The 15,991-nt window shown below is 34.6% G+C and carries 15 protein-coding genes and 1 tRNA gene; 3 read left to right on the plus strand and 13 right to left on the minus strand.

Translation table 11 applies throughout. The features are described from left to right. The gene (locus tag KXJ69_RS02500) at positions 1 to 558 is read right to left on the minus strand and encodes a nitroreductase family protein (protein ID WP_219050938.1); all 558 of its coding nucleotides are present in this window, start codon (positions 556 to 558) and stop codon (positions 1 to 3) included. Between the two features lie 293 nt (positions 559 to 851). Here KXJ69_RS02500 and KXJ69_RS02505 point away from each other — a divergent pair, with 293 nt between their 5' ends. After that, the gene (locus KXJ69_RS02505; RefSeq protein ID WP_219050940.1) at positions 852 to 1,301 is read left to right on the plus strand and encodes a hypothetical protein; all 450 of its coding nucleotides are present in this window, start codon (positions 852 to 854) and stop codon (positions 1,299 to 1,301) included. A gap of 4 nt (positions 1,302 to 1,305) precedes the next feature. Here the strand turns inward: KXJ69_RS02505 and KXJ69_RS02510 are convergent, their stop codons facing one another. Both KXJ69_RS02510 and KXJ69_RS02515 read right to left on the minus strand, forming a co-directional pair. Continuing rightward, positions 1,306 to 3,375, minus strand: a complete 2,070-nt coding sequence (locus tag KXJ69_RS02510; protein WP_219050942.1) for a glycosyltransferase family 9 protein — start codon at positions 3,373 to 3,375, stop codon at positions 1,306 to 1,308. 84 nt (positions 3,376 to 3,459) lie between these two features. Then, positions 3,460 to 4,050 (minus strand): hypothetical protein, encoded by a 591-nt coding sequence (locus KXJ69_RS02515; protein ID WP_219050943.1) that lies wholly within the window; start codon positions 4,048 to 4,050, stop codon positions 3,460 to 3,462. A 170-nt stretch (positions 4,051 to 4,220) separates the two neighbouring features. On the opposite strand from KXJ69_RS02515, the gene KXJ69_RS02520 reads away from it, so the two are divergent. Next, entirely contained in the window at positions 4,221 to 4,904 is a 684-nt protein-coding gene (locus tag KXJ69_RS02520) for a class I SAM-dependent methyltransferase (protein WP_255571158.1), read from the plus strand. Between the two features lie 92 nt (positions 4,905 to 4,996). On the opposite strand, the gene KXJ69_RS02525 is transcribed toward KXJ69_RS02520, so the two are convergent. From KXJ69_RS02525 to KXJ69_RS02540, 4 genes are read right to left on the minus strand one after another with little or no spacing between them, the layout of a single operon-like run. Then, a complete protein-coding gene (locus KXJ69_RS02525; RefSeq protein WP_255571159.1) occupies positions 4,997 to 6,460 on the minus strand; it encodes a phage tail-like protein in 1,464 nt (487 codons plus the stop codon). Between the two features lie 11 nt (positions 6,461 to 6,471). Further along, positions 6,472 to 6,921 (minus strand): response regulator, encoded by a 450-nt coding sequence (locus KXJ69_RS02530; RefSeq protein ID WP_219050945.1) that lies wholly within the window; start codon positions 6,919 to 6,921, stop codon positions 6,472 to 6,474. After that, on the minus strand, positions 6,908 to 8,389 hold the full coding sequence (locus KXJ69_RS02535; RefSeq protein WP_219050947.1) for a PAS domain-containing protein: 1,482 nt from the start codon (positions 8,387 to 8,389) through the stop codon (positions 6,908 to 6,910). Before KXJ69_RS02535 ends, KXJ69_RS02530 begins: the two co-directional genes overlap by 14 nt. After that, a complete protein-coding gene (locus KXJ69_RS02540) occupies positions 8,376 to 8,786 on the minus strand; it encodes a DUF7793 family protein (protein ID WP_219050949.1) in 411 nt (136 codons plus the stop codon). The genes KXJ69_RS02535 and KXJ69_RS02540 overlap by 14 nt, the downstream gene beginning before the upstream one ends. Before the next feature lie 526 nt (positions 8,787 to 9,312). On the opposite strand from KXJ69_RS02540, the gene KXJ69_RS02545 reads away from it, so the two are divergent. Then, on the plus strand, positions 9,313 to 10,137 hold the full coding sequence (locus tag KXJ69_RS02545; RefSeq protein ID WP_219050951.1) for a hypothetical protein: 825 nt from the start codon (positions 9,313 to 9,315) through the stop codon (positions 10,135 to 10,137). 170 nt (positions 10,138 to 10,307) lie between these two features. On the opposite strand, the gene KXJ69_RS02550 is transcribed toward KXJ69_RS02545, so the two are convergent. From KXJ69_RS02550 to trxA, 6 genes are all read right to left on the minus strand, one after another. Continuing rightward, the gene (locus KXJ69_RS02550) at positions 10,308 to 11,444 is read right to left on the minus strand and encodes a putative porin (protein WP_219050953.1); all 1,137 of its coding nucleotides are present in this window, start codon (positions 11,442 to 11,444) and stop codon (positions 10,308 to 10,310) included. Positions 11,445 to 11,689: 245 nt separating this feature from the next. Continuing rightward, entirely contained in the window at positions 11,690 to 13,597 is a 1,908-nt protein-coding gene (locus tag KXJ69_RS02555; RefSeq protein ID WP_219050955.1) for a T9SS type A sorting domain-containing protein, read from the minus strand. Between the two features lie 191 nt (positions 13,598 to 13,788). Beyond that, positions 13,789 to 13,862, minus strand: a tRNA-Asp gene (locus tag KXJ69_RS02560). Between the two features lie 127 nt (positions 13,863 to 13,989). Then, the gene (locus tag KXJ69_RS02565) at positions 13,990 to 14,919 is read right to left on the minus strand and encodes a DUF58 domain-containing protein (RefSeq protein WP_219050957.1); all 930 of its coding nucleotides are present in this window, start codon (positions 14,917 to 14,919) and stop codon (positions 13,990 to 13,992) included. A 2-nt stretch (positions 14,920 to 14,921) separates the two neighbouring features. After that, entirely contained in the window at positions 14,922 to 15,470 is a 549-nt protein-coding gene (locus KXJ69_RS02570) for a ClpP family protease (RefSeq protein WP_219050959.1), read from the minus strand. A gap of 98 nt (positions 15,471 to 15,568) precedes the next feature. Next, on the minus strand, positions 15,569 to 15,886 hold the full coding sequence (trxA, locus tag KXJ69_RS02575) for a thioredoxin (RefSeq protein ID WP_219050961.1): 318 nt from the start codon (positions 15,884 to 15,886) through the stop codon (positions 15,569 to 15,571). Positions 15,887 to 15,991 lie beyond the last annotated feature (105 nt).

Raw genomic sequence — 15,991 nt, forward strand, 5'->3', positions numbered from 1 at the left:
CTAAACCCAACGCGTTTTTCCATCGATGGTTGTTTGCCTAGACCCTTCAGGGAGTTCACCATCATACTTTCCTAAATAGAAAAAACCTATACAACGTTCTCCGGTATTCATGTCAACAAGTTTTCCTAAAGAACCACTTACGGAAGGAGAACTCCAATAGGCACCTATCTTCATTTCTGAAGCCGTTAACCACATATTTTGCACAGCCATAGCGGTTGATGCAATTTCTTCCCATTCGGGGATAGATTCTTTAGGATCTCTTTGAAAACAAATAGCGATGACACAAGCAGCTTTCACTGGGTTAACTTGATACTTTTTATATTTAACTTCAGAAAAATTATTAGACTTTTCTTTATAGGTAGTGGATAAAAACTCGGCTAGTTTTCCTCTGGATTCTTTGGAATGAAAAACAATAAACCTCCATGGTTCGGTCCTTCTATGCGTTGGTGCCCAATTTGCGGCCTGCAAAATGGTTTTAATTTCTTCAACGGTTACTTCTTCCATATTGTATTGTGCAGGATATACAGCTCTTCTATTTGCGATAATCTTCGAAATCATTTTGCGGAAAATTTTGGCTCCAATATACACAAATAAAAACCTCCAAATGATAAGGTACCACATGGAGGTTTAAAAAAACTAACCAAATTAATTTGTTCATGAAGAAAGTAAATCCTTCAATCTGGTGGTCCAAAAATATGTTCATTTTTGGACATATAATAATCAGAAAGACTTCCTAATGAGGGTTTTCGCCAAAATGTAACTTTTATAGCACTAACAACAATAATGTCATTAATTTTATGTAATTTAATATCGGCTTATTTAATTGGATACCAACTTAAACGCTCTTCGATATGAAAAAATTAGCAATAATTGCTTTCTCCATTTTATTAGCAGTGGTTTTTATAGCGGCTTCAACAACTGAAGGCAATCAAAATGAATATTCCCTTGAAGGAGTCTGGGAAATGAAGCATCAATATATTTATGAAAATAATGAGATATTGGACACTTTATATAACCTCAATGGATATAGACAGGTTAAAATTTACAGTAAAGGAAAAGTCATGTGGTCTCGTTACAACCCTACCGACACCAATGAATGGTTTGGGTATGGAACCTACGAAGTAAAAGATGGCATTCTTGAAGAACAACTAGAATATGCGTCTCAAGCTATGATGAAGATAGTAGATACCGTACAAGTATTTCGTTTTGAATTAAAACTTGGAAAAGACACCTACAGTCAGATATCTTTCGACAATGACGGGAACAAGTATAATTCAGAAAATTATACAAGGATAGAATAGCAAACTAAAGGGTAAATTTGGGTGTTTTAAAAATAACTTCCTGTTGATTTAAGACATCAACCACCATATTTATTTCGCTATCTTTTTTATTGAATTTTGCTTCGGTTAAAAGCTGTTCTATAGATTGTTTCATTTTTGGTTCATGATATTCCAATAAGAGTTCATTCTCTCCCAACTTAATGAGGCACTCTTTTTCTGAAAAATCAAATTCTGCTAGAGGGTTAATAGTATATTTAAAGTCATTTTTAGGATATGCCCTTTGCAATACTTTATAAAGAGCTTCTTCTACTCTTGAAACAGTTACGGAGTTTAAGCAAATTTTATGTTCGCAGCTTAAAATAACATCGTAGTTACATTTAATATTACACACCCCTTTCTTACCCCAAATTAACTCATTACATTCTGAAAAACTACCCCAACTACCAGGTCCAGTGGGGCCATAAATACCTACTGTAGGGACATTAAAGGCGCCTGCTACATGAGTAATGCCTGCATCATTTCCAATATGAAATAATGCGCCTGCCATAGCTTCTCCAACATCTAACATTCCACCAGTAACTAATTCTATATGCGGCATGGGTTTGCTGAAATATTGCATAATATCTGGATCCTCTGGACCCATAATAATTTTGCAATCTAAGTTGGGATAGGCCTCGTGTAATTTTTCAATAAGTTTAGCATATTTATCGGTGGGCCAAATTTTTAATAAAAACCCAGCGCCATGATGCACCACAAAATAAGGTTTTGAACGGTTTTCATTTCTTTTAAAATACGGATACCCTTCTAAATGATTGTCGATATTCACATGGAGTTTTGACACCGTATCAATATAATGTTGGATGGAGTGTTGCTTTACTTTTTTATGAGTGGGGTATTTTAACGCATGGGGGATATGATACCCTCTAAAGGCTGGATAATTACCCAATTCATAAATGTTATCATATTTTGCTTCCGTTTTACGGGCAACATCTTCACTAACCACATTTACTTCTGTTAGGTGTTTACTGAAAAAATCAACAAGTCTTGGAGCTACAGCAAAGTCGAGATTGGAAGAGACCTTCGCAATTTTATAAATGGCAGGAATGGCAAAGAAAATATCGCCCAATCCTCCGTAACTTTTATAGACCAATACGTTACCTAAAGTATTCGCTTCTTCTTTTGAAGAAGAATCCTTCAAAATTGAATCAATGGAATTCCAAAATTTTTCCGGCGCTTCAAGCATTTCCTTTTTTGCTTTTTCCTTGTCTGAAGGGTAAAAATCAAAAGAAAAAGTTCCTACTCTATCATTACCTAAAATTTCACATCCTGATAGAAACGCTTCGGCTGCTAATCTTCCTGAAGGTTCTGGCCACACCGGTTTACAAATGAGCTGTTTTGTCTTTCCAAGGATTCTTAAAACCTCCTCATTGGCAATAGGTTCGTGAAAGGAAATATTAGGTGGCATTTGACGGCGCAACCTATTTCTTCCGTAGACTGGAAATTTTAAATTAGGATGTTCTTCGGCGTACGTAACATATTCATGACCTCCTTTAAGAAAATTTAAATCTCCAAAAAATGGAATGGTGTCTTCTACTTTTTCTTCAGAAATTGACAATTTGTTTACCTCAACCGTGGGAGGCATAATTAGTTTTTTTGAAACCGCTTCACCATAAAACTCTTTGTGAGCTTCAAAATGTTTTGGTGACTGAAACACATTAAGTGATGCTTTTGCAAAGAGGTTTCGGAAAAGATGAAATTTTTCAGGATGACAACAGCTTTTTACGTTTCTGTCCACCGTACAAAGTATATTTCTCCGAATGCAAAAATTGTAATCGTATTCTACTTTTACAATTGGGATGTTTAAAGAAAGTAAATGCTTAATTAAATCTATTTCAAAGTCACAACGCGAAGTGCTATTAAGCACAACAACATCTGTTTCGTCTAAAAGTGTTTTTGTTTTTTCGAAGTTGTTTAGGTAATCAAGAATAACGTGATACTTTTTTTCTTGACCTAGCTTTATAAGTTGCTGTATGGTCAATTCGGCACCACGTGGTGTTGCCAATGTTGTATCGTGAAGAAATAGTATTGTTTTCAAGCGCTATGAGATTATAAAGTAAAATTGGACATTTCTAAAATAAAACCTAGAAATGCCCAATTGAGTTAAATAAGTTACGAGAAATTATAATTTTTCTAGTACTAAAATATCGGTGCCAGATCCACCTCCACTAATATCTCTAAGCTCTATTCTGTTTGGTAATACACTTATTATATCCCAGTCTCCATTAAACTCATCAAAAGGACTTCCTGTGAAATTAAGTGCCATGTCAAACCCATTACTATCGACAATCCAAGTACCGTTATTTGTATTAGTACCGTTGGTTGCAGTTACTTGATTTCCAGTATTAAAATCAACTTCATAGCCATTATAGTCTGAAGTTTCATCCACACCACTATCTATGTAACTTGCGACAATCCAAGTTCCATCTTGTAAAGTATCTCGTATTACCCCAGCGTCTCCGTAATAACCATCGTCGTAATAACCATCATCATAATAGCCGTCATCGTAGTAACCGTCGTCGTAATAGCCGTCATCGTAGTAGCCGTCATCGTAGTATCCATCATCATAATAACCGTCGCCATAATAACCGTCGTCAAAAGGGTCGTTATTATCATCTGTTTGGCATGAAGACACTAGTGCACCCGTAATAGAAATCGAAGACACTGCCAATAAAGCCTGCCCCGACTTTTTAATAAAATTTCTTCTTTTCATAACAATAGGTGTTAGTATTTTAGTAAAAGTAAAAATTGTTCATTTCTTATTTTATGACTTTTATCATTCATAAAACAGATTTATAACAAGTTACCCTACCTAATTTAACACTTTTCAGCAAAATATATTTTAAATATATCTTAAATTCGAGTTATAAATACCACAATGTCTTGAAAATTGGGTCCACTATAGATAAAGAATTTGATGCGTTCTCTGTGAATTACACAGAAGATATGACCAAGTGTGTGCCTTATTATCAAAAATTATTACAAACATATTCTGAAAATCTACCCCCCACTTTTAGCCCTAATCGTATTTTGGATTTAGGCTGTGGGAATGGAAATGTTACCGCACAATTGTTACAGAAATTTCCTAAATCATCCTATGAATTGCTAGATGCTTCAACCGAAATGATTGCACTTTGTAAAAGTCGTTTTAGTGAATATCTTATACAATATCATACCACTTTTTTTAACGATTTTCATTTTGCTGAAAACAAGTACGATATGGTAGCAGCTGGCTTTAGTTTACATCATTGTATGGCAGAAGAAAAGAAAGAATTTTTCAAAAAAATATATACATCATTGACGCCAAGTGGAGTTTTTGGAATATGCGATTTAATGATAGACAGAAATAGTCAAGAACATACTAAGCTTTTACAAGATTGGAAAAATTTTGTTTTCAAAAATTATTCCTCGTTGGAAAAATGGGAATGGCTTATGGAACACTACCAAGAGTTTGATAAACCCGATGACCTTAATAATCACATACTATGGTTAAAGCAAGCAGGGTTTACCAAAATTGAGCCTTTTGTTAATGACAATTATTGGGTGCATTTAAGAGCTATTAAATAGCTTTTTGATAAAAAAGTACGCCCTATTTCCATATTTAAAATAGGACGTACTATCAACTAACTAACCAAAAAAAATTAAACTAAAAATTCAAATTATTTTATACTTAAGTTCAAGGAAAAAACTGTAATGCTTGTAGTTCCAGACCCTATTAAGCGTTGCCCCCATATTTCGACATAATCATTTGGAGCCAATTCTACTGTTCCAGAAATTGCTTGACTGGAAATATCTGAAGTGGTATTTACCCTCATTAAAGAGTTTGTCTCTACTAGGGTTGTAGTTCCATTCTTTTTTATGAAAAAAGCATAATAATCCCCTGTGCCGCTGTTCCCTCTAATTGAAAGTGCTGCATTTATTTGAAATGTTCTCGTCTTCTTACCCATATAGGTAATTCTGTTGTTTTGAGGGGACGATGTTCTAAATAAGTTTACGGCAGTTGTGGTATTGGTGGTTGTATTACCACTTAAATTAAACTCAGATCCATTTGATACCGATTGTACAAACCCTGTGGTTATACCGCCATTATAATAAATGTTGGCCGTTGCTTGACTATCTCCTTCTTGTGGAATACCAGGACAATTTACGGTCCAAGAATTTGTAAAATTATACCCAGTGTATGACCCAGTAGTATACCTTTTAACATATTCTGTGCTTGTTCCTGAAAAAGCGGTACTTAATAACACCCCACTTGTGACTGTTGGATTACTACTTACATCTATCCCTTTTGCAGTTCCATCAACTGTTATGAAACCACTTACTTTTTGAATAAGGGTGAAAGTCCCTGTGTACGTCTCATAGGTACCACTATTATTACTTGACCATCCTAAATCTGCCAATAGTAAGGAGCCAATATTGTTGTATGTTATACCTGTTGTATTTCCCACATATTGTATAACACTTTTAAAAACCAAGCCGAATCCACTAATTGAACCTACCGATCCTGAATTGGCAATAATAGCATCCCTAAAAATTAGATTTTGAGTTGGAGCAGCGGATAAGGAAAAAACTGTCCCCCCAGGAGCTGTTAATGTAACTCCCTTTATACTTCCTCCTGTGGTTCCAGTAAAAATAGTTCCTCCAGCACGAACTAAAATATCCTCGTTCGTATCTCTTCCCAGAATGTATGAATTATTAATTTCAATTGGGAATGATAATGAGACCGTTCCATTTATTTCATATAAGGTATTTGAACTTAAAAGGTATTTACTACCACCTCCTGCAGTGAGTTCTGACGCTAAATCTGCCGCAGATTTTACAATCTTGTGATTGTTTCGCGCTTGTGAAGATGTAGACAAACTAACCCAAGAACTAGAATTAAAGTAAAATAATGAATTAAAATCAGTATCATATACAATAAGTCCATTTGCGGGGGAGCTAATAGCTGTTCTTTGAGCGGTTGTCAATCGTGGTAGTAACATACCCTTATTTAAAGATGTTATATCTAAGATTGATGAGGGGTCTGGTGTAGTGGTGTTAATTCCAACTTGTGCATGGACAACAAGTTGTCCTAATAAAATAATTAAAAAAGAAATCGTTAAGGTTAAGTTTAATTTTTTCATAAGATTAGTTGTTAAATTTTAATAATGTATTTATTGGGGTTGGCTACGTTTAAAATAAGATTCATTTTACTATAGGTTAGCGGTTTAATTATATATCCAGAACAAAGGGAACATTGTTTAGACATATTAACATCTGCTATATTATTTGATGACGATAACAAGAAAATTTTAATTTCTCCTTGTTTAAAAACATTATAATCCTGTAAGGATTTTAATAAATCGAATCCATTCATATTTGGCATATTAATATCGATAAATACAATGTCTGGTTGTTCCTTTTTATTCGATTCCCATTTTGCCTTATTTAACTTAAAAAAACTTAAGGCAGTTTGCGCATCTGAAAACTTCCTAATAGAACTGACTTTAAATTTTTTGATGACCTTTTCGTGAATGACTAGGTCAACCGAATTATCATCAATTAATACTATGTTATTTGGATCCAACTTTTTATATTCTTGCATCGGAAAGGAAAATGGTAAAACACGTTCCTTTATTAAATTCACTTTCAACATTTATGTTTCCATTTAATTCGTCAACGATATTATTTACTATATACAAGCCTAAGCCATTTCCATAACCATTTGCTTCACACAAATTTTCAGAATAAAAGAGCTGAAAAATTTTATCTAAATTTTCTTTTGGAATTCCAACACCGTTGTCTGATATTTTTATTTGAATATCTCTTCCAACGGAATCTATTTCAATACTTATTATAGGTTCATGGTTATCCAGGGCTGGATTTTTAAACTTTATCGCATTCTCAATTAAGTTTTTAAATAATAGTTTTAATAGATTTTTATAAGAGTGAAAGCCAGAAGATGCTAAAATTTTGACTTTAAATTTTATACCTTCCAATTCATACTGTTTACTCAAATAATGGACTACACCGTCTATAATTTTTCTAAAATTTATCATTTCTGGGGCTCTACTAGTTTCCATCATGATGGAAGAATTAGCCATCTTTTCTAGAACGGTTTTACCTTTTTCTAAGGTAGAATCTAACAAAGAGGTCAATTCTATAATATTATCATTTACTTTTTCATATTTCATTAAGTCAACTATCCCCTCTGCCGTCGAAATAGGAGCCATTAATTCATGCGCAGACCGATAAAGAAAAGCCTCTAGATCTCTTGATTTTTTTCGTAATTTTTTTTCAAGTACTTTTCGTTTTGTGATATCCATCATTATAGCACTGTAGTAGGTTCTACTTCCTATCTCCCATTTATTTAATGCAATTTCTAAAGGAAATTCATCTCCATTCTTTTTAATTCCTGTCATTTCAATAGTTTCATTAAGACAGGATGGGCTTAAATTATTTACTACTTTTTTTAACTCAGCAAGGCTTCTTTCTCTATCTATTGGAGCAATTAATTGAGAAATATTTTTACCTAATATTTCCTCATCAGTATACCCGAAAGCATTTTCGGCTCCCTTGTTCCATTCGGTAATAAAACCCCGACTTTCTACCACCATCATAATACTCACATTTATTAATTTAAATATGGTATGATATTTTAAGTCTGATTCAATTTCATCCATTTCCCTATTATAGTTTTTGGAAATCTCATTGTAAATACCAACAAATTTATTGAGGTTACCCCTTTTATTTAGAATAGGGGAAATGGTAGCTTCTAACCAAGTAGTTCTTCCATCATGCGTCCTGTTCTTTAAAACGCCTTTCCAAATCTTGCCCTTTTTTATTGTTTTCCATAGGTCCCTATATTTGGCTTCTTTGTGTCTTGGACATTCCAATATTTTATGTGGTTCCCCAATAATTTCGTGTTGATTGTATCCAATAATTTTACAGTATTTTTCATTTGCATAAATAAGCCTGCCTCTTAGATCCGTAATTGAAACAATAGCATTCTTATTAAAATTTAAATCGTTTTGTAAGTGTGTAACTTCACTAATATTTTTAATTGCCCCCATATTTTATATTCATTTCATTACAATATTTAATAGCCCCATCCATTTCATAAAAAATCTTAAAAGGAGTCAAGGGATCATAAATTCTTTTATAAGAATCCACTAATAATTTTGAGCTCATTGAATTAAGAAGAAAAGCTTCACAAAGCCGTAAATCTTTTATAGCTTTTGAATTTGATAATAGCTTTGCTGCATCAATTGTATAGGTTCCTTTAACATCCCTTAAATCAATTAAAAAGGGGGAACAAACTCCATTACACAAACTAGTCATTACATTGATATAGTTAAGTGTATTCTCTTCCGTTAGGTTGTAATTTATATCTTGGTTAAATAATTTACAATACAATATTCCCTCGCTATACCAGAAAGTTGCTTTTTCAAATTGAATTCTATTATCCATATTTCGACTTACTTCAAAAGTGTTAAGCCAAAGGGTATGCCAATATGAATTTGATAACCATCATTACAACATAAACAGATGAATAATAGAAAGTTATTTAAAATGTGAATTTTTTAGTGTCAGAAATTTCTCTCGAAATACCGTGGACAATTTGCCGATCTGTAGAATTTTAACGGTATACCGTGAATTTAATTTGTCCTTAAAAAATTGTTCAAGTCTTGATGCAAGGCTTTTTTATTTGTAATTTTCTTCTCGTCTTTCTGTGTTTTCATTCCTAGAATATCATTTAACAGGAACGCTGTAAAACAAGAAAAGCTCTTACAAACAGTTAAAGTTTTCAATAAAAGAAATATTGTTCCAAATAAAATTATAATTTACTTATTTTCAGTATTTTATAATTTAAATTCTTATCTTTACAAGTACTCCCCTCCCAACAGAGCTTGATTTTGGCATTATTATTTTTCATAGTGTGATGTACTTATGGTTGGTATAACTTGATGCTATTACTAACCAATACTTTATAATTATGAAAACCAAAATTAAAACAACGTTCACAACACTGTTTATTTTTCTTTTAATGCTATCTCCCTTGGTAGCTCAAGAAAATGCTACAAAACCATCCTACATCTCTATTACTACTTTATATTGGAATTTAGATCGAGAATCAACCGATTCTAACGATTGGATGGCGATTGAAAAAGAATATTTAGAAAAAGTCACTCGAAAGAACGAGTTTATTCTTGCCGCTTCTTATTATATGCATTTATATACAGAAAATAGCATTGAATCTAAGTATGTGCAGACTTACGCTTCCTGGGCAGACATTGAAAAAGCGCAAAATAGAAATACTGAATTGGAGAAATTAGCCTGGCCAGATGAGGCTAAAAGAACAGCCTTTTTAAACAATCGCCAATCGTTTTATTCTAATTTTCATTCAGATGAAATCTATGTCCCTCTTGACGGCGGAAAATACTTAACCGAAAGACCTAAAGAAGATATGGTCACTTATGTTCGAATAAGTAAAATGGCATTCCCAAGCGATGGTTCCAATGAGGAATTTATGAAATTACATAAGCAGTTCATAAATACCACGGTAATGAAAAACGATAAGATTAAAGCTTATTATCCCAATGTACACGGATGGGGAGCAGACAGAACCGATTTTGTCGAAGCATTTTATATTGAATCTTTAGACGACCTTGACGATTTGACCGCTGGGAATGGAGATGCTATTAAGGCTCAATGGCCGGACGAAGAAGCAAGAAAAGCATTCTTTAAAAGTTACAACAAGTATTTTACTGGAGTACATGGAGATTATCTGTATACCTACATCGCAGAACTTTCTAAATAAAAAACAATAAACATATAACCATTTATAAGGCTTCCACTTTGGAAGCCTTATTTCATATGTTGATATACAACACGTTATTTGTGTATGAATACAACCGAGTGAACTAAAAATAATAAAAAGAGTCCATCCAATAGGACAGGCTCACAAAATTCCAGCGGATGCTACTATTTTTAGAACCCAATATCTACGTCAAATCGGATGCGCTGGCCCGTCTCTGTAAAAGGACCATAGGGTATCAATTGTTCTACCGTAAAAAACCTTGAATTCACTTTGATATTATCGGTTACCATATAGCCCAGCATAAGCTCCAGCCCTTTGTAATTTGTCAATCTACCATCAAGAGACCCTTGAGACGAATAATCCCACCGAGCCCAATCATTTTGAGCAAGATAATCTACTGCCGCAAAGCGTTCCAAATTTATATAAGTAATCCTCGCTTTCCAATCGCCTTTTTTCTTTAATTTTCCCATTCTCACACTAGCCACTAATCCTTGCCGTTGATCTCTCAATTGCGTTGCTATGGAATTGTTTTTACTATAATCCTCAAGGTTTTGATACCAGTCGACCTCTACACCAATTTTAGGTTTTTCAAAAATTTCGAAGCGGCCTCCAAGATGCAAAATATTATAATCGATGGTAAAAGTACCGTTACCATCAGGGATGTCTGGTAGTGAATTAAAATAATAGAAACCTGGAAAAAGAGTAATCCGTTTATTAGCGTGAGAGCTCACCAATTGAACTCCTTGAAAATAGGCATCATCTTCTAGGGGTCCATTATTTGATGCAATGATAAAATGGCCTGTATTTATTCCAATAGACTCAACCCAAGACAAGCCCGTAGACCAGCTTCCTTGGGCAGCAATACCATCGGGATACACATTGTCACTCCAAAACAATTCATTCTGCTTTTCAAAAGGAAAGGTATTTTTACCTATCCAGCCTTGAAACCAATCAAACTTAAATTGCGCAAAGGCTTTTTCAAGACCAATGGGAAGGGTCCCACCCTCATTAAAGCCATCTCCCAAAGTGAGTTGTGGATCTTGTTGTTTACCTGGCAAACCTGTTCTCAATCGAACTCCCATTTGCAGCCAATCATTAAAGTCATAGTTTGCCCCAAATCGAAGCCGATAACGAAGGCGAGTACGGCTATCTCTAAAGGTTCCATCAGGCTTGCGCGAATCCCAATCTGGTTCAACGCGGAAACGAAAATCCCCAGTAAACGTTAACTTTTTGGGCAATGTATCATTTTGAGACACCCCACTCTGCCCTATGCATAGGAACAAAAGTATCCAAATATATTTACTCATAATTTGAAGCTGGTTAGGCAAGTACAATAGTTGATTTACAAACTTACCATAACTTTCAGAAATAAAAAAGACCCTGTTTTGTTTTCAATTTAGCAGTAGTAAAGGCAATATTCCAAAAACATAAAAAGCCCATCCCAACGGATAAGCTCTTCATTGGCTTGTCATTACGCACTTGATGTGGAATCTAAACCACTAGCCACATTTAAGTGACTCGACACAACATTGTAGTTTGGTCAGAAAAGAATCTAAATTTTTATAAATTTAGTAGTTAGTTCTCCCTTTGAAGTTTTGACTTTTAAAAAATAAACTCCATTAATGAGCTTGGAAACATCTATTTGGTGATTTTCCACACTTTGGTTTATAACTAATTCCCCAAGTAAGGAATAAATTTTTATAAATTCTATTTCAACAGAGGAATCAGCTTCAATACGAATTATTCCTTTTGCTGGGTTAGGATAGAAAATTAATTTATTTAAAATCTCGTCTTCTTCCCCAAGAATTGTTTCACAGGAAACTTCCAAACTAAAATTTCCCGCAGAGTTGCCATTACCCTCGACCATTATAAAATATGACGAAAACCCATCGGACTCAAATATCAACTCAGATTGATCACCACAAAAATCATTGTTAGAATTTATTTCTGTTGATAGTGTACAATCTGAAAATACTCTTAAATAAGAATCATAATTGGTATTTCCACCACAAAGCGAAATAGTAATATTTTCATTAATTCCAGTACCGGTAAATTCATAGAATACATCTGGAGAGTTTTCTCCGCCCGAATTTGAAGCATTAGTGGTGCTCCCTATTATAATGTCTCCGCAATCAATTGAAATTGCATTTGCACAATCATTATTTAAAGGAATATATTCTCCTGATAATTTTACAATCCAAAAATCTGAATCACCATGATTTCCATTTACATCGCCATCATTTGAAAAGGTATCTCCTGCCAGAACATATTCCCCTTCATCAATTTGTTTTAATGAGTAAGCTGTTTCATCAATTGTGCCTCCTAAACATTTTTGCCATTGAAGTTCTCCCAAAGATGAGATTTTTACGACCCAGACATCTGATTGACCACCTTGATAACCCCAGACATCCCCATCATTTGAAGCTGTCAAACCAGCAAATATATAGCCATTGTCTATAGTCTGCACAATTGAGTAGGCATATTCATCACTAGAACCACCAAACGCTCTTTGCCATTCAATATTCCCTGAGGAAGATAACTTTACAACCCAAGCATCTACAGCACCATGATTTCCAGTAACATCTCCATCATTGGATAGGGTTCCACCTGATACTATATAACCCCCATCTGTCGATTTATCCATCGAAAATGCAATTTCATAATTGCTCCCCCCCAAACATTTCTGCCAATCTATGGCACCCAGAGAAGATAGTTTTACAACCCAAAAATCTACAAGTCCATGCTGTCCAGAAACGTCTCCATCATTCGAAAAAGTCCCGCCAGAAATTATATATCCTCCATCATCTGTTTGTTCTACAGAGCTTAAAACCTCTGTTAAGCTTCCACCCAAACATTTTTGCCATTCAATATTCCCTGACGAAGATAACTTTACAACCCATCCATCAGTGACACCATGATTTCCAGACACATCTCCATCATTGGAATCTGTATGCCCAACTACAATATATCCACCATCCATAGTTTGCCTTATAGATCTAGGCGAATCATCCAATGAACCACCTAAAGACTTTTGCCACTCAATAATCCCTGCAGAAGATAGTTTAACAATCCAAAAATCGGACCCACCATGATTTCCTGTTACATCTCCATCATTGGAATTCGAAAGTATAGATGCAACATAGCCACCATCAGTAGATTGAATTATTCCCTGACCCAATTCAATACTGGTGCCACCCAAACATTTTTGCCATTCAATATCTCCGTTAGAAAATTGCTTAACAATCCAAGCATCTTGAAATATGCTATGATTTCCTGACACATCCCCATCATTAGATTCGGAATTTCCAATTGTTATATACCCACCATCTATTGTCCGAATAATTGAATTCCCTCGATCTCGATCAGTACCACCTAAACATTTCTGCCACTCAATCGCGGGCTCTTGGGAATAAACACAAGTAATCCAAAGAAGTAAAGCAAAAGAAATAATGTTATTCATTTTTAAACACTTAAATCTACCCTAAGATACAAATAAATTGTAACACCTTGGAAGGGCTTTTCAGTGGTTATGTTGAAATAATATGAGCACTCCCTAAAACAAAAAAAGCCCATCCAAACGGATAAGCTCTTCATTGGTCTATTTCTAAACCACTTAGCCACATTTAAGTGACTCAACACAACATCTTGTTGCGGTCTGGACGAGACTCGAACTCGCGACCCCCTGCGTGACAGGCAGGTATTCTAACCAACTGAACTACCAGACCAATTTTCCAATCTACTTTAATAGAGTTTCACAACAGTGAAAATTACAGAAATTGTTGCTTATTTAGCGGTGGCAAATATACACCGCATTTTCATTTTCACAAACAAAAAAGATAAAAAATAAAATCCCTATCCAAACTTCTGTTTTTCGAGGAGATAGGTCGTCAAAATTTTATTAAAACCTTCCTTAATATTAGCATCTACATACTTAATACGATATTGACCACACTTTAATTTTAATTCAGAAAAATACGTGCTCACAGCCTCTTCGTAAGACTCCCGAATATTATCGGCATACAAATTCACATATTCCCCTGTTTCAACGTCTACAAATCGCTTGGGACGATTATTAAACTGAAATGAGACCTCTTTACTTTTATCGTAGGTATGAAACAACACCACTTCGTGTTTGTTGTATTTTAAATGCTGAAGGGCTTCAAACAATTTTTCTTCTTCAGTATCACTCTGAAACATATCTGAAAACAAAAACACTAAGGAGCGTCTTTTCAGTTTTTCAGCAATTAAATGAAGATGGCCGTAGGTGTCTGTGGTTACCTCTTTTTTCGATTTTATAAAAGCCGTATTTAATTGCGCTAAAAGCATTTGATGATGACGTTCACTACCCTTTTCAGAAGCATAATATTCATAATCGTCACTATACACACTTAATCCCACCGCATCTCGCTGACGTTTCATTAAATTCATAATGGCCGCAGATGCTAATACCGAAAACCCAATCTTATTCAAGGATTGTATGTTATATTCCTTCAATTTTGGGTAATGCATGGAGCTACTATTGTCGATAATTAAATGACAACGCAGGTTGGTTTCTTCTTCGTAGCGTTTTGTGTAAAGTTTATCGGTTTTGGCAAAGAGTTTCCAATCGATATGCTTCGTACTTTCCCCATTATTGTAAATTTTGTGTTCGGCAAATTCTGCAGAGAATCCGTGAAACGGACTTTTATGCAATCCAGAAATAAACCCTTCCACCACTTGGGATGCGAGCAATTCTAGGTTCTTAAACCCAGTAATTTCATTTATTTCCTTTTCAATATTCAAAATTAGTCTTTGATAATTCCGTCAACAATGCCGTACTCTAAACTTTCTTCGGCTCCCATCCAATGATCACGGTTAAAGTCTTTCATGATTTTTTCGAATTTCTGGCCGCAATTATCGGCTAAGATTTGTGCACTTAGCTCCTTTGTTTTAATTATTTCTTGGGCCGAAATTTCAATATCACTGGCTGGTCCTCTTGCTCCGCCACTGGGTTGATGTATCATGACTCTCGCATGCGGCTGGATAAAACGTCTCCCCTTTTCACCTGCCGAGAGTAAAATACTTCCCATAGAAGCAGCCAATCCTGTACAAATGGTAGACACTGGACTTTTCACTGCCTTTATAGTATCATACATCGAAAATCCAGAAGTTACATACCCTCCAGGGCTATTGATGTACAATTTTATTTCGTCATTGCTTATAGCATCTAAATACAATAATCTATCCACCACGTGTTTAGCGGTATCATCATCGACCATTCCCCAAAGGAATATTTTTCGATCTTTTAGTAATTGATTATCTATTTGATCTTGAACTTTATTTATTTTTTCCATAGATTTTTAATTGGAAGTGAAGGTATTAATTTTCAATTACACTAAAATAAAAAAAGGCTCACAATTTGGAGCCTTATCATTCTATTTTTTGAGTTTGATTACAACAATGAATCTAAAGCTTCAGTGTATGCAGTTTTAGGAGCTACACCTACTTGGCGACCTACTAATTCACCTTTGTCAAAAACCAAAACTGTTGGAATGTTTCTCACGCCATATTTGGCCGCAAATTCTTGGTTAGCATCTACATCAACCTTTCCAACAACTGCTTTGCCATCATATTCGGCACTAATTTCATCAATGATTGGACCTACCATACGGCAAGGACCACACCAAGCAGCCCAAAAGTCTACCATAACGGGTTTATCACTTTTTAATACGGTTTGTTCAAATGTTGCGTCTGTTATTTCTAAAGCCATTTTATTTATTTTTTATAATACAAAAAGTAGTCAAAAATTCTGCCAAAACTTACAAGGTTTATATTAGTTTCATCAATGTAACTATTAGTATCATTGATGCTAACC

Source organism: Halomarinibacterium sedimenti (assembly GCF_019312585.1).
Classification (GTDB): domain Bacteria; phylum Bacteroidota; class Bacteroidia; order Flavobacteriales; family Flavobacteriaceae; genus Halomarinibacterium; species Halomarinibacterium sedimenti.